General features: G+C 74.0%; 17 protein-coding genes. 8 read left to right on the top strand and 9 right to left on the bottom strand.

Translation table 11 applies throughout. The features are described 5' to 3' along the window. Nucleotides 1–6: 6 nt before the first annotated feature. The 4 genes from K8Z49_RS04160 to K8Z49_RS04145 form a co-directional block, all read right to left on the bottom strand. Nucleotides 7–1,368: a GH1 family beta-glucosidase gene (locus K8Z49_RS04160; protein WP_033331770.1), complete on the bottom strand. Its 1,362-nt coding sequence runs from the start codon at nt 1,366–1,368 to the stop codon at nt 7–9. Between the two features lie 66 nt (nt 1,369–1,434). After that, nucleotides 1,435–2,325, bottom strand: coding sequence for a carbohydrate ABC transporter permease (locus K8Z49_RS04155; RefSeq protein ID WP_021599289.1), 891 nt, complete (start codon nt 2,323–2,325; stop codon nt 1,435–1,437). Then, entirely contained in the window at nt 2,318–3,340 is a 1,023-nt protein-coding gene (locus tag K8Z49_RS04150) for a carbohydrate ABC transporter permease (protein ID WP_075021759.1), read from the bottom strand. Before K8Z49_RS04150 ends, K8Z49_RS04155 begins: the two co-directional genes overlap by 8 nt. A 3-nt stretch (nt 3,341–3,343) precedes the next feature. Next, a complete protein-coding gene (locus K8Z49_RS04145; RefSeq protein ID WP_024935274.1) occupies nt 3,344–4,702 on the bottom strand; it encodes an ABC transporter substrate-binding protein in 1,359 nt (452 codons plus the stop codon). A 155-nt stretch (nt 4,703–4,857) separates the two neighbouring features. On the opposite strand from K8Z49_RS04145, the gene K8Z49_RS04140 reads away from it, so the two are divergent. The 3 genes from K8Z49_RS04140 to K8Z49_RS04130 all read left to right on the top strand — a co-directional run bounded on the left by K8Z49_RS04140 (nt 4,858) and on the right by K8Z49_RS04130 (nt 8,399). Next, nucleotides 4,858–6,099 (top strand): ROK family transcriptional regulator, encoded by a 1,242-nt coding sequence (locus K8Z49_RS04140; protein ID WP_075021758.1) that lies wholly within the window; start codon nt 4,858–4,860, stop codon nt 6,097–6,099. 37 nt (nt 6,100–6,136) lie between these two features. After that, entirely contained in the window at nt 6,137–6,754 is a 618-nt protein-coding gene (locus K8Z49_RS04135) for a TetR family transcriptional regulator (RefSeq protein ID WP_021599954.1), read from the top strand. A 136-nt stretch (nt 6,755–6,890) separates the two neighbouring features. Further along, a complete protein-coding gene (locus K8Z49_RS04130; protein WP_024935276.1) occupies nt 6,891–8,399 on the top strand; it encodes an RtcB family protein in 1,509 nt (502 codons plus the stop codon). Between the two features lie 16 nt (nt 8,400–8,415). On the opposite strand, the gene K8Z49_RS04125 is transcribed toward K8Z49_RS04130, so the two are convergent. Beyond that, nucleotides 8,416–9,849, bottom strand: a complete 1,434-nt coding sequence (locus K8Z49_RS04125) for an aldehyde dehydrogenase family protein (RefSeq protein ID WP_412517631.1) — start codon at nt 9,847–9,849, stop codon at nt 8,416–8,418. Nucleotides 9,850–9,982: 133 nt separating this feature from the next. Between K8Z49_RS04125 and K8Z49_RS04120 the strand changes: the two genes are divergently transcribed. The 4 genes from K8Z49_RS04120 to K8Z49_RS04105 all read left to right on the top strand — a co-directional run bounded on the left by K8Z49_RS04120 (nt 9,983) and on the right by K8Z49_RS04105 (nt 14,745). Then, a complete protein-coding gene (locus K8Z49_RS04120) occupies nt 9,983–11,164 on the top strand; it encodes an acyl-CoA dehydrogenase family protein (protein ID WP_075021756.1) in 1,182 nt (393 codons plus the stop codon). Between the two features lie 167 nt (nt 11,165–11,331). Then, nucleotides 11,332–12,666 (top strand): MFS transporter, encoded by a 1,335-nt coding sequence (locus K8Z49_RS04115; protein WP_021596147.1) that lies wholly within the window; start codon nt 11,332–11,334, stop codon nt 12,664–12,666. Nucleotides 12,667–12,676: 10 nt separating this feature from the next. Further along, nucleotides 12,677–13,354: a response regulator transcription factor gene (locus tag K8Z49_RS04110; RefSeq protein WP_021596148.1), complete on the top strand. Its 678-nt coding sequence runs from the start codon at nt 12,677–12,679 to the stop codon at nt 13,352–13,354. Further along, nucleotides 13,351–14,745, top strand: a complete 1,395-nt coding sequence (locus K8Z49_RS04105) for a sensor histidine kinase (protein ID WP_021596149.1) — start codon at nt 13,351–13,353, stop codon at nt 14,743–14,745. The genes K8Z49_RS04110 and K8Z49_RS04105 overlap by 4 nt, the downstream gene beginning before the upstream one ends. Here K8Z49_RS04105 and K8Z49_RS04100 read toward each other — a convergent pair. The 4 genes from K8Z49_RS04100 to K8Z49_RS04085 form a co-directional block, all read right to left on the bottom strand. Further along, entirely contained in the window at nt 14,742–15,665 is a 924-nt protein-coding gene (locus K8Z49_RS04100; RefSeq protein WP_412517630.1) for a TAXI family TRAP transporter solute-binding subunit, read from the bottom strand. The two genes, K8Z49_RS04105 and K8Z49_RS04100, sit on opposite strands and share 4 nt — an antisense overlap. Nucleotides 15,666–15,899: 234 nt before the next feature. Beyond that, complete coding sequence (locus K8Z49_RS04095; protein ID WP_024935278.1) at nt 15,900–16,691, bottom strand: enoyl-CoA hydratase/isomerase family protein; 792 nt, start codon at nt 16,689–16,691, stop codon at nt 15,900–15,902. Further along, on the bottom strand, nt 16,688–17,653 hold the full coding sequence (locus K8Z49_RS04090) for an alpha/beta hydrolase (protein ID WP_412517629.1): 966 nt from the start codon (nt 17,651–17,653) through the stop codon (nt 16,688–16,690). The genes K8Z49_RS04095 and K8Z49_RS04090 overlap by 4 nt, the downstream gene beginning before the upstream one ends. A gap of 78 nt (nt 17,654–17,731) precedes the next feature. Further along, nucleotides 17,732–18,481 carry a gamma-glutamyl-gamma-aminobutyrate hydrolase family protein gene (locus K8Z49_RS04085; protein ID WP_021596154.1) on the bottom strand — a complete coding sequence of 250 codons (750 nt, stop codon included), beginning with the start codon at nt 18,479–18,481 and terminating at the stop codon, nt 17,732–17,734. A 514-nt stretch (nt 18,482–18,995) separates the two neighbouring features. Between K8Z49_RS04085 and K8Z49_RS04080 the strand changes: the two genes are divergently transcribed. Beyond that, nucleotides 18,996–20,126, top strand: a complete 1,131-nt coding sequence (locus K8Z49_RS04080; RefSeq protein ID WP_024935279.1) for a globin domain-containing protein — start codon at nt 18,996–18,998, stop codon at nt 20,124–20,126. Nucleotide 20,127 lies beyond the last annotated feature (1 nt).

Raw genomic sequence — 20,127 nt, 5'->3', positions numbered from 1 at the left:
CCCACTCTAGGGAGCGACCGCGCCGGCGACGAGGTCCCGGTGGGCGCGGATGATCTCCGCGTAGCGGTGCCCGCTGTCCTTGACCACGCGTTCCTGCGTGGCGAAGTCGACGTGCACGAGCCCGAACCGCTGGGTGTACCCGTACGCCCATTCGAAGTTGTCCAGCAGCGACCACGCGAAGTAGCCGTCCAGCGGGACGCCCCCGCGGATCGCCGCCGCGCACGCCGACAGGTGCGCCTCCAGGTAGGCGGTCCGCTCGGCGTCGTGGACGGCCCCGCCGGGCGTCACGGTGTCGCGGTAGGCCGAGCCGTTCTCGGTGACCATGACGCTGCGCGGCGCGTACTCGGCGGTGACGCGCAGCAGGATCCGCTCCAGCCGGTCCGGGTGGATCTCCCAGTCCATGCCGGTGCGCGGCGTTCCCGCCGGGGTGATCTGCCGGGCGCGCGGCGGCGGCCCGGCGGGATCGGCGACGTTCACCGACCGGCGGTAGTAGTTGACGCCGAGCCAGTCCAGCGGCGCGGCGATCGCCTCCAGGTCGCCGGGGCGCACCGGCGGCTCGACCCCGTACTCCTCGATCATGTCGGCGGGCAGCCCGCGGCCGTGGACCGGGTCGAGCCACCAGCGGTTGTGGTGGCCGTCCTCGCGCCGCGCCGCCGCCACGTCCTCGTCCCGGTCGCTTCCCGGCTCGCAGTCGGTGAGCAGGTTGACGATGCCGACGCGGGCGTCCGGGACGGCGGCGCGGACGGCCTGCGCGCCGAGGCCGTGCGCGAGCAGCAGGTGGTAGGAGGCGGGGACCGCCGCGCGGACGTCGGCGACGCCCGGCGCCATCTCCGCCCGCAGGTGCCCGAGCCAGGCCGCGCAGACCGGCTCGTTGAGCGTCGCCCACGAGGCCACGCGGTCGCCGAGCGCGGCGGCGACGACGGAGGCGTACTCGGCGAACCGCTCGGCGGTGTCGCGGGACGGCCAGCCGCCGCGGTCCTGGAGCGCCTGCGGCAGGTCCCAGTGGTAGAGGGTCGGGTGCGGCTCGATCCCGGCCTCCAGCAGGGCGTCCACCAGCCGGTCGTAGAAGGCGAGGCCGGCCGGGTTGACCGGGCCGTCCCCGGCGGGCAGCACCCGCGGCCAGGCGATCGAGAACCGGTAGGCGCGCAGGCCGAGCGCCGACATCAGCGCGAGGTCCTCGGGCCAGCGGTGGTAGTGGTCGCAGGCGACGTCGGCGGTGTCGCCGCCGGCGATCGCGCCGGGGACGCGGCAGAACGCGTCCCAGATGGAGGGGGCGCGGCCGTCCTCCGCGACGGCGCCCTCGACCTGGTAGGCGGAGGTGGCCGCCCCCCAGGCGAAGTCGGGGCCGAACGCGGTCAGGTCGTCGATGGGCACAGGTCTCCCTCTTCGTGGGTCGGGCGGGTCCGTGGTTCGGGCTGTCGGGGGTTCGGCGGGTCACTTGACGGAGCCGGCGGTCAGGCCGGCCACCAGGAAGCGCTGGAGCAGCAGGAACCCGGCGACGACGGGGACGCTCACCACGAGGGAGGCGGCCATCACCTGGTTCCAGTAGACCTCGTGCTGGGTCGAGTAGCCCTGCAGGCCGATCGCGAGGGTCCGGGTCTGGTCGTTGGTCATGACGGAGGCGAACAGCACCTCGCCCCACGCGGTCATGAACGCGTACACCGTCACCGCGACGATGCCGGGCCGCGCCGCCGGGACGATCACCCGCAGCAGCGCGCCGACCGGGCCGCAGCCGTCCACCCGGGCCGCCTCGTCCAGCTCGCGCGGGATCGACTCGAAGTAGCCGGCGAGCATCCAGATCGAGAACGGCAGCGAGAAGGTCAGGTAGGTGAGGATGAGGGCGCCCCGGCTGCCGTACAGGGCGAGGCCGGTCGCGTTCCCGGCGTTGACGAAGATCAGGAACAGCGGGAGCAGGAACAGGATCCCCGGGAACATCTGCGTGGAGAGCACCGTCACCGTGAACACCCGGCGCCCGGCGAACCGGTACCGGCTCACCGCGTACGCGGCGCCGATCGCGATCGCGACCGAGGCCAGCGTGGCGCCGCCCGCGACGATGACGCTGTTCACGAAGTAGCGGGCCAGCGGGACCGTCGACCACATGTCGATGTAGGGGCGGATCGTCGGCTCCGACGGTATCCACCTGAACCGCCGCTGGACGTCCTCCAGGGGTTTCAGCGACGAGCTGACCATCGCGTAGACGGGGACGAGGGTGAACGCGGTCAGCAGCGTCAGCACGACGCGGCGCGTCCACACGAAGGAGGCGGGCGGGTCGGTCGGCCCGCGGCCCTTCCTCCGGCGTCCGCCGATCGTGCGCGTCTCAGCCATGGGCGGGCCTCCGCCTCGAGGTGACGATCAGGTACGACGCCGTGACCAGCAGCAGGAAGAGCAGGAGCAGCACCGACATCGCCGAGCCCGTCCCGAAGTTCCAGGTGACGAACGAGGCGTGGTAGATGTGCACCGAGATCAGGTCGCCGCCGGCGGGCGCCGCCCTTCCGAACAGGACGAACGGCGTGTTGAAGTCGTTGAACGTCCACAGGAACAGCACGAGCACGAGCACCTGGTTGATGGGGCGCAGCGCCGGCAGCGTGATGTGCCGGATCTGCCGCCACATGCCCGCGCCGTCCAGCGCGGACGCCTCGTACAGGTCGCGGGGGATGTTCTGCAGCCCGGCCATGAGCACGAGGAACGCGAACGGCCAGGACCGCCACACGATGACGGTGACCAGCGCCCAGAAGCTGTTGTCCCCGATCAGCCAGAACGGCCGGTCGCCGCCCGTGACGCCCAGCTGGTCGGCCAGCACGTGGTTGATCATGCCGTTGTCGCGCTGGAACATGAACGCCCACGTCATGACGGCGGTGTAGACGGGCAGCGCGTACGGAACGAGGAAGATCGCCCGCAGCGGGCCCCGCCCCCGGAAGCGGTCCTGCATCAGGACGGCGGCGGCGGTGCCGAGCAGCCAGGACAGCCCGACCGCCAGCAGCGTGACGGCGAGCGTGACGAGGAACGAGCGCAGCAGGTCCGCGCCGATGGCGCCGTCGAGGTCGACCGCGACGCGGTAGTTGCCGAGGCCCTTGCCGGGCGCCCTGGACCATTCGCGGATGTAGAAGAGCGTGAGCTCCTTGAAGCTCATCCAGACGCCGACGGCGATCGGCACGATGTGGACGACCAGCTCGGCGACGATCGCGGGCGCCAGCAGGAGGTAGGGCAGCGCGCCCCGGGGCGGGCGGAGCCGGCGGCGGCGCCGGGTCGCGGCGGGGGGCCCGCCGCCGCGACCCGGCCGGTCCCGCTCCGGTCCCCCGGCGCGGGACGCTCCGGGCGCCGAGACGTTGGCCGACGCCATCCGCTACTGGCCCATCTGTTCCTGGGCGGCGGCGAGCTTCTGCCTCACCTTCTCCTCGGTGATGGGCCGCCCGGCGGCGGCGTCGGCGAACAGCTCCTTCATCGCGGTGCCGACGGCCGTCTCGAACTGGCTCTCCTCCGGCACCTGCGGCAGCGGCGCCGCGCTCGTGGCGAGGATGTTCTTGAAGACCTTCAGGTCGGGGGTGTCGAACGCCGGGTCGTTCTGCGCGGAGGTGACCGCGGGCAGCGAGCCGTAGGCCTTGTTGAGGATCTTCTGCTCCTCGTCGCCGGTCATGAACTTCACGAACTCCAGCGCGCCCTCGCGGTTGTCGGTGTTCTTGAAGACGGCGATGTTGATGCCGGCGACCATGGAGGTGACGTCGCGTCCCCCGGGCGGCGTCGGGGACGGCTTCGGGATGGGGACGACGCCCCACTCGCCGGGCTTCATGCCGAGGTTGGTGAGGCCGCTGGTGGTGGCCTGCCACAGCAGCATCGCGGCCTTGCCGGTGGCGAAGTCGTTCAGCGACTGGTTGGCGGAGTACTCGGCGTTGCCGGGCGCCGCGATCTTCTCCTTGGCGAGCAGGTCGACGTAGGACTTGACCGCCGCGACCGCCTGCGGGGTGGCGAACTGGGGCTTGCCGTCCGCGGTGAAGAAGTCGGCGCCGTACATCTGGCCGAGGTTGAACGCCTGGTGGACGTTCTCGGGGATGCTGGCGCCCTCGATCGCGATCCCGTACTTGCCGCCCTTGGTGAGCTCGCGGCCGGCGTCGATGAGCTCCTGCCAGGTCTCGGGAGGCTCCAGGTCCGCGTCCGCGAACATCTTCTTGTTGTAGTAGAGCCCGTAGGCGAGCGAGTAGAGCGGCACGGCGGCCGGGTCCTTGCCCTTGGCCCCGGCGGAGGCGAGCGCGGCCGGGACGAACCGCTGCGCTCCGCCGACCTTGGCCATCGTCGCGGAGTCGAACGGCAGCAGCCCGCCGGTCGCCTGCAGGGACGCCGACCAGGTGTTGCCGATGTTGAGGACGTCCGGCCCCTGGCCGGAGGTGGTGGCGGCGAGGATCCGGTTGAGCAGGTCGGTCCAGGGGACGACCTCCATCTTGACCTTGATGCCGGTCCGCTTCTCGAACTTGGCCAGCTCGGGGTTCAGCACCTTCTGGTCGGCGGCGATGTCGGTGCCCTGGTTGCTGGCCCAGTACGTCAGCGTCTTCGGGTCGCCGTCGCCGCCACCGGACGCCGTCCCGCCGCCGCAGGCCGCGGCGGCGGCGAGCAGCAGGGCGGAGGCCAGGACCGCGGCGGGCCGGAGGGCGCGGGCCCGGGGGCCGCCGGCGGGGACGGGCGTGTGCGCCCGCGAGGTGGGATGACGCATCGGCTCGGCCTTCCGGTCAGAGTGACGGGGGTCACTCGGAGAGTTAGATCACACCTTATTTCACGACGTGATCTAAGCAGTGACATAATGGCCGGGTCAAGACCTGAGAACCTGCGGGGGACGCGGCCGGCCGGGCCGCGCGAAAAGGGGGGCCGATGCCGGAACGGCGCCGGAGGACCGTGCGCGACCTGCGCCGCACCAACCGCTCGGTACTGCTGCGGCGGCTGTACTTCGACGGGCCGCTCAGCCGCCAGGACCTGGCTCGCGAGACCGGGCTCAGCCCCGCCTCGGTCAGCAACGTGGTCAGCGAGCTGATCGAGGCCGGGCTGGTGGTGGAGGCGGGCAGCGTCGAGTCCGACGGGGGCCGGCCGCGCGTGCTGCTGAAGACCGCGGCCGGATACGGCCACCTCGTCGGCGTGGACGTCGGCGAGACCCGGGTCATGGTCGAGCTGTTCGACCTGGAGCTGACCCAGCTCGCCAAGGCCGACCTGCCGCTCGGGGACGGCGGGCACGACGAGCGCGCCGTCGTCCGGCAGATACTGGACGGCCTCCCCGCGGTGATCGAGGGGGCGTCGGTCGATCCCGCGTCGATCATCGGCGTCGGGGTGGGCGTCCCGGGCGTGATCGAGCACGGCCCCGAGGCGGTCGTGCACTGCCAGACCATCGGCTGGGACGGGGTGCCGCTGGAACGGATGCTGCGCGACGGCATGGGCGGCCGGCGCCCCGCCCCGCCGCTGTTCGTCGACAACGGCGCGACCTCCCTCGGCCAGGCCGAGATGTGGTTCGGCGCGGGCCGCGGGCACCGCAACGCCGTCGTCGCGCTGATCGGGTCCGGCGTCGGCGCCGCCGTGATGATCGACGGCTCGCCGTACCGGGGCGCGGCGGGCAGCGCGGGCGAGTGGGGGCACACCACGTCCCGGGTGGGCGGCGCGCCGTGCCGGTGCGGCTCCCGCGGCTGCCTGGAGTCCTACGTCGGCGCGACGGCCCTGCTGGAGCGGTACCGGGCGGCGGGCGGCCCGGCCGGGACGGACGAGGAGGCGGCCCTCGCCGGGCTGCTGGCCGACCCGTCGGACACGGCGGCGGCCCTGCGCGACGACATCGCCGAGCACCTCGGGGCGGGCATCGCCGACCTGGTCAACCTGTTCAGCCCCGAGAAGATCATCATCGGCGGCTGGGCGGGCCTGCTGATCGGCGGCCGGATGCTGGACCGGGTCGTGGCGGCCACCGCCGCGTACGCTCTGCGGCAGCCGTTCGCGCAGACCGCGATCGAGCTGTGCCACCTCGGCCCGGAGGCCGTCGCGGTCGGCGCGGCCACCCTCCCGCTCGCCCACCTGCTCGACGGCGGCGGCGACCCGGCCGGGGGCGCGATGGCCCGGCCGGGGGCCCGCGGGGGATAATGGCCGCCCAGCCCGACACCCTGGAGGAACGACGCCCATGGGCACCGCCGGCCGTTCCGTGCGCGAGTCCCTGCTGGACGCCGCCGCGCACCTGCTCGTGGAGCGCGGGTACCGGGCCGTCCGCATGCAGGACGTCGCGTCCGCCGCCGGGGTGAGCCGGCAGACCGTTTACAACGAGTTCGGCGACAAGTGGGGCCTGGCGCAGGCGGTCGTGGTCCGCGACAACGAGCGCTACCTCGACGGCATCGACGCGGTGCTGTCCGAGCACGACGACCTCTACTCGGCGGTGGTCGCGGCGGTGACGTTCACGCTGGAGATGTCGGCGGACGACCAGCTGGCGAAGGCGGTGCTGACCGGCGCGGGCGGCGACGAGATGCTCCCGCTGCTCACCACCCAGGCCGAGCCGGTGCTGTTCACCGCGAGCGCCCGCATCGCCGAGCACGCCCTGCGCCAGTGGCCGCATCTGGACCGCGAGGCCCTCACCGAGGTCGCGGACGCGGCGGTGCGGCTGACGATGAGCCACATCATGCTGCCGTCCGGCCCGCCGGAGGTCCTCGCCCACTTCGTCGCGCGCATGGTGACCCGCTACATGGCCGCGTCCGGGAGCTCCGCGAAAACGCCTGGCCCGCAGGCGGTCCCCCGCGCTAACGTCTGAACCGCCTCGCGGCTGCTGAACCCGAGGACCGAGCGGCGCCGCAACGCCCGCTCCCCCGCCGTCGCGCCTTTCACGCGAACGGCTCTCCCCCCGCGCGCATCGGCGCGCCTCTCAGCAGCCATGAAGGATCCAGCGAATGCCCGCACGTCAAGACCACCGGCTCGTCCGCACGGGCGAGCACTGGTGCTCCCTCCCCAACCCCTCCGGCGTCCCGGTCGACATCTGCGCGAACGATGACGTCCCTCTGGAGCCCGCCGCCGTGGACGAGGCGCTGGCGCTCCTGGAGACCGCCGCCACCCTGGAACGCCTCGCCGAGGCGACCCCCGGCTACGACGGCCCCGCGCCGCGCATCACCCGCGCCGCCCTCACCCCCGACCTCCACAAGGGCGCCGGCATCCCGATCGGCACGGTCCTGGAGACCGAGCACGCGCTGCTGCCCCAGGCGGTCGGCAACGACGTCAACTGCGGGATGCGGCTGGAGGTGACCACCCTGCGGGCCGACCGCGTCCGGCCGCGGCTGGACGCGCTGGAGCGGCGGCTGCGGCACCTGTTCTTCGAGGGCGGGCGGCGGATCGCCCTCACCCCCGCCCAGCGCGAGGGGCTCCTGCGCGACGGCCTGCCCGGCCTGCTGCTCACCGGCGAGCCGCGCTGGCCCGGCCTGCGTCCCGAGGACGCCGAGGACGGCCTGGACCGCGTGCACGCCTCCGGCTACCCCGCCGGGACGGCCGAGGCGTTCGCCGACTGGATCGGCGGCGCGGGCGGGGCGAGCCACGACAGCGTCATCGGCGGGATCGGCGGCGGGAACCACTTCGCCGAACTGCAGTACGTCGCGCGGGTGCACGACGCCGCCGCCGCGCACGCGTGGGGCCTGGCGCCCGGCACCGTCGTGACGATGGCGCACAGCGGGTCGCTGTCGCTCGGGCACCAGGCCAACGCGACCGCGCTGGACCGCCTCCGCGCCGCCTGGCCCTCCGGGCTTCCCCGTCCCCGCAACGGGATCCTGCCGTTCCTGCTGGACGAGCGCTCCGAACCGCTCCGGCGCGGGTACCTCGACGCGTTCGGCAACGCCGCCAACTTCGCGGTCGGCAACCGGTTCTTCCTCGCGCTCACGATGCGCGCCGGGCTCGCCGCGGAGTACGGCGACATGGCGTCCCGGCTGCTGTACGACGCGCCCCACAACCTGTTCTGGCGGGACGGCGACCGCGTCGTGCACCGCAAGGGCGCGACCCCGGCGGGCGGGCACGCCGAGATGGCGGGCGGCCCCTACGCGATGTGGGGCGAGCCGGTCATCGTGCCCGGTTCGATGGGGGCGTCGAGCTTCGTCCTGCGCGGGCACGGGGACCCGCGCACGCTCGCCAGCGCATGCCACGGCGCGGGCCGCCGGGTGCCGCGCGGCGCGTCCGCCCGTGGCGGCGACGCCGAGCTCGACGCGTTCCTGCGCGAGTTCCGGGTCGTGACCCCGCTCGACCACCGGAACCCGGTGGTGGCGCGGCGGTCCGACGTGATGGCCGCGTGGCGGCGCGACCTCAAGCAGGAGGCTCCGTGGGCGTACAAGGACATCGGCCCGGTGGTGTCGAGCCTGCGGGGCGGGGGCGTCGCGACGCCGGTCGCCGAGCTGCGGCCGCTGCTCACGGTCAAGGGGTGACGCTCAAGGGCGACGGTCAAGGGACGACGGCCTGGAGGTGCACGACCTTGACGGCCGTCATCTCGTCGAGCAGCTCGGGCCCGTAACCGAACCCGCGGCCGCAGGCGCGGCGCGGGGTGGCGGCGCCGCCGGGCGCGCCGCCGAACACCGCGTTGATCTTGACCGTGCCGGCGTTCAGCGCGCGCCAGGCGGCCTGCGCGTGCGCCATGTCGCGGGTGAGGACGGTCGCGGCGAGGCCGTAGCGGGAGCGCCGGGCGGCGTCCAGGGCCTGCTCGAACGAGGCCGCGGCGCGGACGGGCGCGACGGGGCCGAAGGTCTCCTCCGCCATGACCTCCATGTGGTCGGTGCAGCCGGCGAGGACGGTGGCGGGGTAGAACGCGCCGGGCCCGGCGGGGATGCGCGCGCCGGTGAGGGCGCGCGCGCCGTCGGCGAGGGCCTTCTCGACCTGCTGGTGGACCCGCGTGCGGTGCCGCTCGTCGACGAGGGGCCCGAGCTCGGTGGACACGTCCGCGCCCGGTCCCATGCGCAGGTTCCGGGCGCGGTCGGCGAGCGCCTCCAGGAAGGGGTCCGCGACGGCCTCGTGCACGTAGACGCGCTCGACGGAGGTGCAGATCTGCCCGGCGTTGGCGAAGCAGCCGGCGGCCGCCTGCTCCGCGGCCCAGGCCGGGTCGACGCCGGCGTCGACGATCAGAGGGTCGGCGCCGCCGTTCTCCAGCAGGGTCCGCGCGCCGGTCCGCGCGGCCAGCTCGGCGACGCGGCGGCCCGCGCGGGTGGAGCCGACGTGCGCGACGACGTCCACGTCCGGGTGCCCGGCGAGCGCCTCCCCGATCACGGCGCCGCCGGTCACCAGGTTCAGGACGCCGTCCGGCAGGCTTCCGGCGAGCAGCTCGGCGAGGAGGGCGCCGGTGTGGGGCGTCCGCTCGGACGGCTTGTGCACGACCGTGTTGCCCGTCGCCACCGCCGCGCCGATGAGCCCGCAGGCGATGGCGACCGGGTCGTTCCACGGCGTGAGGACGGCCGCGACGCCGAGCGGCTCGCGGGTCGTGAAGTCGGCGGCGTCCCGTCCGCCCTGCAGGGTGCGCCCGCCGTGCAGCGGCCCCAGCTCGGCGTACTGGCGCAGCGTCCCGATCCCCGCCTCGATGCCGCCGAGCGCGTCACCGGACGGCCTGCCCATCTCCGCGGTGACCAGCGCGGCCAGCTCGCCCATGCGCTCCTCGACCGCCCGCGAGGCGGCGTGCAGGGCCGCGCCCCGCTCGGCGGCGGGAACGGCGGCCCAGCCCGGCGCCGCGCCGCGCGCCGCCGCCACGGCGGCGTCCGCGTCGGCCGCGGTGGACACGGCCACCACTCCCAGCGGCTCGCCGGTCGCCGGGTCGGTCACCGTGAACACCTCGTCCCCGCCGCCCTGGCCCCACCGGCCGCCGGTCAGCGTCCACCTGTCACGCGGTCGCATTGCGCTCCCCTCCAGACTCCCCGTCGCGGTGTCGCCTACCCCCGGGCGCGGTGTTCAATGACCACCCGCGTCAGTGACCACTTACTTCGATCGGCTACCGTGGGGCGCACGCGACAGTTCCGAGGGAGGCGCGGTGGACTTCGACCTGCCGGAGAGCGCGGCCGCGGTGCGCGAGGGCGTGCTGGCGATCGCCGGGAAGTACGACCAGGACTACTGGGGCCGCTGCGACGCGGACAAGCGCTGGCCCGAGGAGGTCTGGCGCGAGCTGGTCGCCGGCGGCTGGCACGCCCTGGCGATCCCGGAGGAGCACGGCGGCGGCGGGCAGGGCCTGCTGGAGCTGGCGGTCGCCCTGGAGGCCCTGGCCGAGGGCGGCGCGGGCGGCGCCGCGTCCTTCATGTACCTGCTGACGCCGGCGTTCGGCGGGCTCACCCTCACCCGGCACGGCACCGCCGAGCAGAAGCGCGAGTTCCTGCCGAGGATCGCCTCCGGCGAGATCGAGACCTGCTTCGCCATCACCGAGCCCGACGCGGGCAGCAACTCCATCGCCATCTCCACCCAGGCCCGCCGCGACGGCGACTCCTTCGTCGTCAGCGGCCAGAAGATCTGGATCTCCGGGGTGGAGCGCGCCGACTTCCTCGTCCTGGTCACCCGGACGACCCCGGCGGCCGAGGCGCGTCCCCGCACGTCCGGCTTCACCGTCCTGCTGGTGGACGTCGAGCGGGCCGTCGCCGACGGCACTCTGACCTACCGGCCGATCCCCAAGCTCGGCACCAACACCGTCGCGTCCAGCATGGTGTTCCTGGACGGCGTCCGCGTGCCCGCCGACCGGGTCCTCGGCGAGGTCGGCCAGGGGTTCGCCGTGTTGTGGGACATCCTCAACCCCGAGCGGATCCTGGCCGCGGCGGGCGGCGTCGGGTCCGGCGGCCTGGTGCTGGGGATCGCCTGCGGGTACGCCGCCGAGCGGGCACCCTTCGGCACGCCGATCGGCGCCCACCAGGGCATCGCGTTCCCGCTCGCGCGGATCAAGGCGCAGCTGGAGCTGGCCCGGCTGATGACCTACAAGGCCGCCTGGCTGTGGGACCGGGGCCGCCCCTGCGGCTCGGAGGCCAACATCGCCAAGCTCACCGCGGCGGACGCCGCCTGGCAGGCCGCCGACCGCGCGTTCCAGACCCACGGCGGCATGGCGTACTCGCTGGAGTACCCGGTCGCCCGGATGTTCCGCGACGCCCGCATCGCCAAGAACATCCCGGTGGCCGAGGAACTCGTCCTCGCCCACATCGCCCAGCACGAGCTGGGCCTCCCCAAGTCGTACTGACCCGCCCGGGCCCCGGACGCGCCCCGTCCAGGCCTCCGCCGGGCTCTGCTCAGGGCTCCGCCCGTTCGAAGTGTTAGGGGAACGTTAGACCTCCGGCGATTACGCTGCGCGATCACTCGCCTGCGGTGAGTCTTTGATCTGCAACGGCTCGCTCGCAGGAGGCTCCCATGACACGTTCCCCGGTCGGCGGACCGCCGGACCGCATGCCCTGGCGGGCGGTGATCGGCGGCTCGATCGGCAATCTCGTCGAATGGTACGACTGGTTCGTCTACGCCAGCTTCGCCACCTACTTCGCGGCGGCGTTCTTCCCCCACGGGAACGCCACCGCGCAACTGCTGAACACCGCCGCCATCTTCGCGGTCGGGTTCTTCATGCGCCCGGTCGGCGGCTGGCTGCTCGGCCGGTTCGCCGACCGGCGGGGACGGCGTCCGGCGCTCACCCTCAGTGTGTCGCTGATGTCGGCCAGCGCGCTGCTCATCGCGGTCGCCCCGACCTACGATTCGGCCGGGCACCTCGGCGCGGCGATCCTGCTGGTCGCCCGCCTGATGCAGGGGCTGTCGGTCGGCGGGGAGTACGCGGCGGGCGCCGTCTACCTCGCCGAGTCGGCCCCGCCGGGGCGGCGCGGCCTCGCCTCGGCGTTCCAGTACGTGTCGATGACGGCCGGCCAGCTCACCGGGCTCGGGCTGGAGATCGTTCTCCAGCAGGCCATGTCGGAGCAGAAACTGGAGTCGTTCGGCTGGCGGATCCCGTTCTTCGTCGGGACGTTCGGCGCCGCGGCCGTGTACTACCTGCGGCGCGGGCTGCTGGCGGAGACGGAGGCCTACGCCGGGCAGGAGGACGGCATGCCGGCCCCGGAGCGCGGCACGCTGCGCCGCGTCCTCGCGCACCGGCGAGAGGCCGCGCTCGTCATGGCCCTGACGATGGGCGGGACGGTCGCGTACTACACCTACACGACCTACCTGACGAAGTACCTGTCGTCCACGGCGGGGCTGTCCCGCGAGACCGCGTCGCTGGTGAGCTTCTGCTCGCTGGTCGTCTTCATGCTGCTCCAGCCGGCCCTCGGCGCCCTGTCCGACCGCATCGGCCGCCGCCCGCTGCTGATCGCGTTCGGGCTCGGCGCGAGCCTCGGCACGGTGTCCCTGCTGTCCGCGCTGTCGCGGGTGACCGGCTTCGCGTCCGCGCTGGCGCTGTCGCTCACCGGCCTGGTGATCGTCAGCGGGTACACCTCGGTCAACGCGGTCGTGAAGGCCGAGCTGTTCCCCACGCACGTGCGGGCCCTCGGCGTGGCGCTGCCGTACGCGCTCGCCAACGCGCTCTTCGGCGGCACGGCGGAGTACGTGGCGCTGCTGTGCCGCAAGTGCGGCGTCGAGTCCGCCTTCTACTGGTACGTGGCGGGCTGCTCGGCCGTCTCGCTGGTCGTCTACGTGTTCATGCGCGAGACGCGCGACACTGCACTCACGCAAAGTGACGAAAGCGCCGACGACGTGGCCGCCCATGTCTAGGGTGGCAGGAATGCGGGTGCTCCTGGTCGAGGACGACGACCGGTTCGCCGGGGCGCTGGCGGGCGCCCTCGCGAGGTACGGCCACACGACCGAGCGGACCACCATGGCCACCGACGCGCTCCGGCTCGCGGGCGGCGCCGACTTCGTCCTGCTCGACCTCGGCCTGCCGGACATGGACGGCCTCGACGCGCTGCGCCGCCTGCGGCGCGTCTCCCCGGTGCCGGTCATCGTGGTCACCGCCCGCGCGCAGCCGCGCGACCTGCTGCGCGCGCTGCACTCGGGAGCCGACGACTACCTGGTGAAGCCCTTCCTCATGGCGGAGCTGGTCGCGCGGATGCGGACGGTCATGCGGCGCGGCACCCGGCCGCTGCCGGCGCGCGAGCCGGTCGCGGTCGCCGGCGACATCCGCATCGACCTGGAGGGCCGGGCGGTGACCGTGGCCGGCCGCGCCGTCCGGCTCGCCCCGCGCGAGTTCGACGTGCTCGCGCTGCTGGCGAGCGAGCCCGGCGTCGTCCGCGACCGCGCGGAGATCCTGCACGCGCTGTGGGCCGACACGTCCCAGCCGGCGTCCCGGTCCCTGGACGTCCACGTGTCGGGGATCCGGGCCAAGACCGCGCGGCCGGGTCTCGTGGTGACGGTGCACGGCGTCGGCTACCGCCTCGGCGTCGACACGGCCGGCGACCGGTGAGGGCCCGCCTCGCCGCGCTGTTCACGGCGCTGATGGCCGCGGCGCTCACCGCGCTGGCGGTCCCGCTCGGCTTCGCCTACGCCTCGCACCGCACCGAGCATCTGCTGCTCAAGCGGCGGCCGGAGGTGACCCGGTTCGCCGCGATGGCCGACCGCAGCCTGCACGAGGGCGACTGCACGACACGAAAGGTCGAACGCGAGTGCGCGCTGCTCCTGGAGATCGAGCGCTACGCCGACCTGTACGACGCGGTGCTGCGCGTCTACGACCGACGCGGGCGGCTCGTCCTGGCCGCCGGTGACCTGGACGCCGCCGCCGAGGCCTCGGCGCGGAAACTCGCGGGCACGACGATGCGCGGCGGCAGGATCGAACGGATGCCGCCACTCGGCCCGTTCGGCGCCGGCAGGGTGGCGATGGCCGAGACGGCCGGACGCGACGCCGAGGTGTCGGGCGCGGTGCTGCTGTTCGCGTCGACCGAAAGCGCCCGCTTGGACATCCTGTGCGTGTGGGCGCTCATGGCGGCCGCCGCGGTGGTGGCCCTGGCCTGCACGACCGCCGGTGCCCACGGCCTGGCCCGGTGGATCCTGCGGCCGATCAGCGAGCTGGACGCCACGACCCGCGACATCGCCGAGGGGCGTCTGGAGGCGCGCATCGTCCCGGACACGGGTCCGGTGGAGCTGCGGCGGCTGATGATGCGGTTCAACGCGATGACCGAGGCGGTGTGGGCCGCGATCGACCGCCAGCAGGCCTTCGTCGCCAACGTCTCCCATGAGCTTCGCTCCCCGTTGGCCGTGCTCTCGCTGCACCTGGAGAACCTGCAGCCGCACATGGACTCGGAGGGCCTCGCCGGGCACGAGGAGGCGATGGCGGAGCTGGGCCGGCTCACGGCGTTGCTGGACGGGATGCTCGCCCTGGCCCGCGTCACCTCCGGGCCCCCGGCCCAGGACGTCGACGCCGTCGAGGAACTGCGGCCCAGGCTGGCGGCCTGGGAGGAGGCGCTCACCGCCAGGAACCTGACGCTCACGGTGGACCTTCCCGCCGAACGCCGCGTCCGCGCCGTTCCGGACGCCCTCACCCGCATCACCGACACCGTGCTCGACAACGCCTGCAAGTACGTCCCCGAAGGCGGCACGGTCGCGGTCCGGATGGACGGCACCGCGCTCCGGTTCGCCGACGACGGGCCGGGCCTGACGGCCGGCGAGTGCGCGGAGGCGACGGAACGCTTCTGGCGCGCCGTCTCGCACGAGAACGTCCCGGGAAGCGGGCTCGGGCTGGCGATCGCCGCAGATCTGGCGAAGTCCGGCGGCGGGGCACTGCGCCTGGCGCCGAACGAGCCGCACGGCCTGGTGGTCGAGCTGATGTTGGCGGACCCGGCCGGCGCGCGCTCCCGCTAGTCGTAGACGGAGGAGTAGTACTCCCTCGCACCCGGGTGCAGAGACACGTACCCCGTGCCGATCGCATAGCGCTCGTTCAATGAGCGGCCCGGTAGATGCGCGGGGTTGAGCTCGTTGCGGGCCTCGAAAAGAGTCCTGGTGACCTTCTCCGCCTGTTCCTCGGCGAGCCCCGCCCGGCAGAGCAGGTAGCTGGCCGTCCCGACGGTGGGAACCGCCTCCCCGAGACCGTACGGGCCGGCCGGTACGGACGCGTTCTCGTAGACGGCGCCGTGCTCGGACGTCAGCGCCGGGACCACCTCGTCCAGCCGGACCAGCCGGATCGGCGTGCCCTCCTTCACGAAGTCGACGATCGCGGGGGTCGGCGCGTCACCCGACCAGAAACAGGCGTCGATCCTCTCCGAGCGGAGACCGTCGAGCGAGGGGGCGAGGCGCTTCTCCAGGGTGCGGGGAGGGGCGGTGAGGCCTGCGCATCGCAGCACACGCCCCGCGGTCAGCGAGGTACCCGAACCATGGGCACCGATCGACACCGTGCGGCCGGCCAAGTCCTCCAGCAGGTCGATCCCGGAATCCGCGCGCACGATCAGATGCAGGTAGTTGAGGTACATGCGGGCCAGGGCGGCCACGGTGCCCCGGTCGAGCCTGTAGTGAGCGGAGTCGGAGAGCACGAAGGCCAGATCGGCGCGGTTCTGCGAGCCGAGGTCCGCCAGCATTTCGAGGTTCTGCCGGCTGGCGTTGGTCGCGACCGCCGTGACACGCAGGCCTCGGTCCTTGAGCTGTTCCGCGAAGAGCCGCCCGAGCTTGTAGTAGGCGCCGCCCTCCTCCCCCGTGGCGAGCGTGAGTGCGGAGTCGCTCGCGATGCGCCCGCAGCCTGACACGGCGGTCGCGGCGGCCAGGAGGAACGTCCTACGGGATAGGCGCATACAGGTAACGCTATGTGAGTAGCCCGTCACCGACCTCCGGAAGGCGGCGGGCTTTACCCGGGTCGTGGGCGGCCCGGAGTTCATGCGGATCTTGCCGGAGTGGTTGCGCGGGACGGCCTCGACCACCTCGTACCAGCGCGGGCGCCTGAAGGCACCGATGCGCGCGGCGCCGCACGCGTTCGTGCGGGTCGCGGGGAGCGCGGCGCCGCCCGTCCCAGGCGGACGCCCGGGGGCTCAGCCGAACTCGGGCGGGCGCTTCTCGCGGATCGCCGCGACGCCCTCCCGCACGTCCGGGCCGGTGAACCCGAAGAACTCCATCGCCAGGGACGCGTCGAACGTCGGCCCGGCCAGCCGCAGCCAGTTGTTCAGCGCGTGCTTGGTGAACGACAGGGCCTCGGCGGGGCCGGCGGCGAGCCGGCCCGCGATCTCCAGGGCGCGCTCGTGCACCTCGCCGTCGTCCACGCAGACGGAGACCAGGCCGATCCGCTCGGCCTCCTCGCCGGTGAGGACGTCGTTGAGCAGCAGGTAGTACTTGGCCTTGGCCATCCCGCACAGCAGCGGCCACACGATCGCCGCGTGGTCGCCCGCGGCCACGCCCAGCCGCACGTGCCCGTCGATGATCTTCGCGGTGCGGCCCGCGACGGAGATGTCGGCCAGCAGCGCCACCGCCAGGCCGGCGCCCACCGCCGGGCCCTGCACGGCGCTCACCACCGGCTTGGAGCAGTTCACCACGTTCATCACGATGTCGCGCGCCTCGCGCATGATCCGGCGGCGGGCGGCGTGGCCGGTCATCATCTCCTCGATCAGGGCGATGTCCCCGCCGGCGGAGAACGCCGTCCCCTCCCCCCGCACGACGATCGCGCGCACGTCGTCGTCGGCGTCCGCGTCCCGCCAGATCTCCGCGAGCTCGCGGTGCCCGACCGTGTCGACCGCGTTCAGCTTGCCGGGCGTGCTGATGGTGACACGCAGCACCCCGTCCGCCGCCCAGTCGATCCTCAGCCGCTCGTAGGCGTCATACCGGTTCATGCCGCACTCCCCTGCCGCGCGTGGTCGTCGAATGCCGCGCGCAATCGTCGCACAGCGAACTCCATCGCCTCGGCACCGGCGTCGAAGATCTCGGGGAGCAGGAAGAAGGAGTGCACGACGCCGTCGTAGCGGCGGCGCCCGACCGGGACGCCGGCCGCGGCGAGCCGGTCCGCGTACGCCTCGCCCTCGTCGCGCAGGATGTCGTACTCGGCGGTGATGACGGTGGCGGGCGCCGCGCCGGACACGTCGGGGGCGCGCAGCGGGGCGAGCCTGGGGTCGGACGGGTCGGCGCCCGCCCGGTACAGGTCCATGAACCGGGCCAGCGTCCCGGCGTCCAGCCCGTACCCGGCGCCGTACTCCCGCCAGCTCGGGGTGTCCATCGCCGTGTCGGTCACCGGGTAGACGAGCAGCTGGTGGACGAGCGGCGTCCCCCGGTCGCGGGCCATCAGCGCGACGGCCGCGGCGAGGTTCCCGCCGGCGCTGTCGCCGGCCACCGCGACGGCCCCGGGCACGACGCCGTAGGCGCCCGGCTCCCGCGCCACCGCCGCGACGACGGCCCAGGCGTCGTGCACGGCGGCGGGGAACGGGTGCTCGGGGGCCAGCCGGTAGCCGACGTTCAGCACGGCGCACCCCGCCGCGGCGGCGAGGTCGCGGCAGGCCGCGTCCACGTTGTCGACGCCGCCGAGCACCCAGCCGCCGCCGTGCAGGTAGACGACCGCCGGCAGTGGTCCCCGCTCGGGTGGCACCGGACGGTACAGCCGCACCGGCACGGGCCCGCCGGGACCCGGCACCGTGATGTCGCGGATCCGCGCGAGCTCCCGCCGGACGGCGGGGAACGCCGCGCCGATCCGCGCCCGCATCTCCTCGATCGTGGGCTCGGCGCCGGCCTCCCGGCCCGGGGGCGGGGCCGTCCACGAGGCGAGCAGCTCCAGGAAGCGCGCGGTCTGCGGGTTCAAGGGCATGCGGCGGCCTCCGGTGGTCGGGTTTGCGGCGGAATCTACCGGAACGCCTTCCCCCGGAACCGGACCGTCAACCCCGGGTCAGCGACCGGCGGCCTCGGCGACCAGGGCCTCGAACAGGCGCCGGTCGTCGCCCTCCTCGGGGTGCCACTGGACGGCCAGTCCGAACCGGTGCCCCTGCAGCTCGACGGCCTCGACGACCTGGTCCTCGGCCCACGCCACGGCGGACAGGCCCTTGCCGAGCCGGCCGACGGCCTGATGGTGGTAGGCGGGGACCTCGGCGGCGTCGCCGAGGATCTTGCCGACCAGGCTGGTCGCGCTGATCTGCACCGGGTGCGAGCCGACGATCCCGGTCTCCGGCGCGTGGCCCTTGTGCCCCACCGCCTCCGGAAGGTGCTGGATGAGGGTGCCGCCGCGCGCCACGTTCAGCACCTGCATGCCCCGGCAGATCGCCAGGAACGGCAGGTCGGCCTGGACGACGGCGCGGGCGAGCGCCAGCTCGAACCGGTCGCGCTGCGGCTGCGGCGGCCCGGTCTCGAAGTGCCGGGCGGCGCCGTACAGGTCGGGGTCGATGTCTCCGCCGCCGGCCAGCACGACGCCGTCCAGCCGGGACACCAGGGTCTCCACGCCGCGCAGGGTCGAGGCGGGCGGCAGCAGGACCGGGATGCCGCCGGCCCGCTCGACCGAGCGCGCGTACGGCACCGGCAGCAGCGCGGCTTCGCGCACCCAGACGCCCCAGCGGGCCGGCTCCTGGTAGGTGGTGATGCCGATGAGCGGCGGCGCGCCGTCATCGGGCGCGGGGCGCGGGGCCCCGCGGGCGGTCTCGGACATGCGTGTTCCCCCTCTGCTGAGCACTGGCCACGGGACGCCTTCCGATTTGGGTGATTCGCCCCCCTTTGGCTGCACCTCATGGTGCCTCACCCGCCCCCTCGGACCGTCCCGTCCCCCGGCCTTCTCCCGGCCAGCTTGCCGCACGGCCCGGATCTTCGCAGTCGGAACCGGCGAGCATCCGGCCCGGGGGCGCGCGATGCGGAGGCCGGTCCCGGCCACGCGTACCGGAGAATCGCCAAATCTTCCACCCTGGACCGGATTCGTCCACCACCGGGACACCGATCTCTACCGGGATGCCGGACCAACCGGCAATACCGATCAGTATGCCTACGCGACTCCGCCACTCTCCGGTGACGGACGCGGAGAGATCGCTCACTCTTCGTGACGACCACCGCCTCCCCGGCGGGCCCGTCCTTGAGCGATCGTGAAGCCCGCTGCGAGAATCTCACCAAGCCGGGCACCCGACCTGCCGCGATCGCCGGTGTCCCGCCTTCGACTAGGGAGCGTGCCGGTCATGTCACCGGAACAGCGAATCCTCAAGGAGTGCCTAGCCCGGCTCGACACCGATCCGGCGGGCGCGATGAACTACTTCTACGGGCGCCTGTTCACGGCGGAGCCTCGGCTGCGGGCACTGTTCCCGCCCGCGATGGGCCACCAGCACGACCGGTTCTTCGGGGCGCTCACGCGGCTCGTCTCCGGCCAGGACCACCCGGAGGAACTCGCCGCCCACCTCGAACGCCTCGGCCGCGGCCACCGCAAGTACGGGGTGCTGCCCGAGCACTACCCGGCCGTCGAGGCGGCCCTGACCGCCACGCTCCGCGCCTTCGCCGCCGGCGTGTGGACCCCCGAGGCCGAGGACGCCTGGCGCACCGCCTACCGGTCCGCCGCCGACACCATGATCCGCGCCGCGGAGCGGGACGCGGAGGACGCGCCGCCCTGGTGGGTCGCCGAGGTCGTGGAGCACGACCGCCGCGCCCCCGACCTCGCGGTGCTCACGCTGCGTCCCGAGCGGCCGGTGCCGTTCGCGGCCGGGCAGCACGTGCCGGTCCAGACGGCCCGCTGGCCCCGCGTGTGGCGGCCGTACTCGATCGCGAACGCGCCCCGCCCGGACGGGCTGGTCCGCCTGCACGTCCGGGCCCGTCCCGCCGGCTGGGTGAGCGGCGCCCTCGTCCGGCACACCGGGCCCGGCGACACGCTGCTGCTGGGCCCGCCCGACGGCGGGATGACCCTCGACCCCGGCTCGGACCGGCCGCTGCTGCTGGCCGGCGGCGGCACCGGCCTCGCGCCGATGAAGGCGCTCGCCGAGCAGGCCATCGCCTCCGGCCGCGACTGCGACGTCCACCTCCTCGTGGCCGCCCGGCACGCGACCGGCCTGTACGACCTGCCCGAGCTGCGGCTGCTGGAGTCCCACCACCCCCGGCTGCGGGTCGTGCCCGTCCTGTCGCGCGGCACGGCGGCCGACGGCCTGAGCGGGCGGGTGCCGGACGTCCTGCCCCGCCTCCTGGAGGGCGTCGGCGGCCGCGACGAGCACGAGGCCTACGTGGCCGGACCCGTCCCGATGGTCCGCGAAACGGTCACCGCACTGCAGCGCCTCGGCGTGCCGCTGGCCCGCATCCGCCACGACCTGCTCGCCGCCGGCGGCTGAC

Origin of the sequence: Actinomadura madurae, from assembly GCF_047130825.1 — a bacterium.
Taxonomy (GTDB): Bacteria; Actinomycetota; Actinomycetes; order Streptosporangiales; family Streptosporangiaceae; genus Spirillospora; species Spirillospora madurae.
The sequence above is the reverse complement of the archived record's forward strand: the minus strand, read 5'-3'. Positions and strand labels throughout refer to the sequence as shown.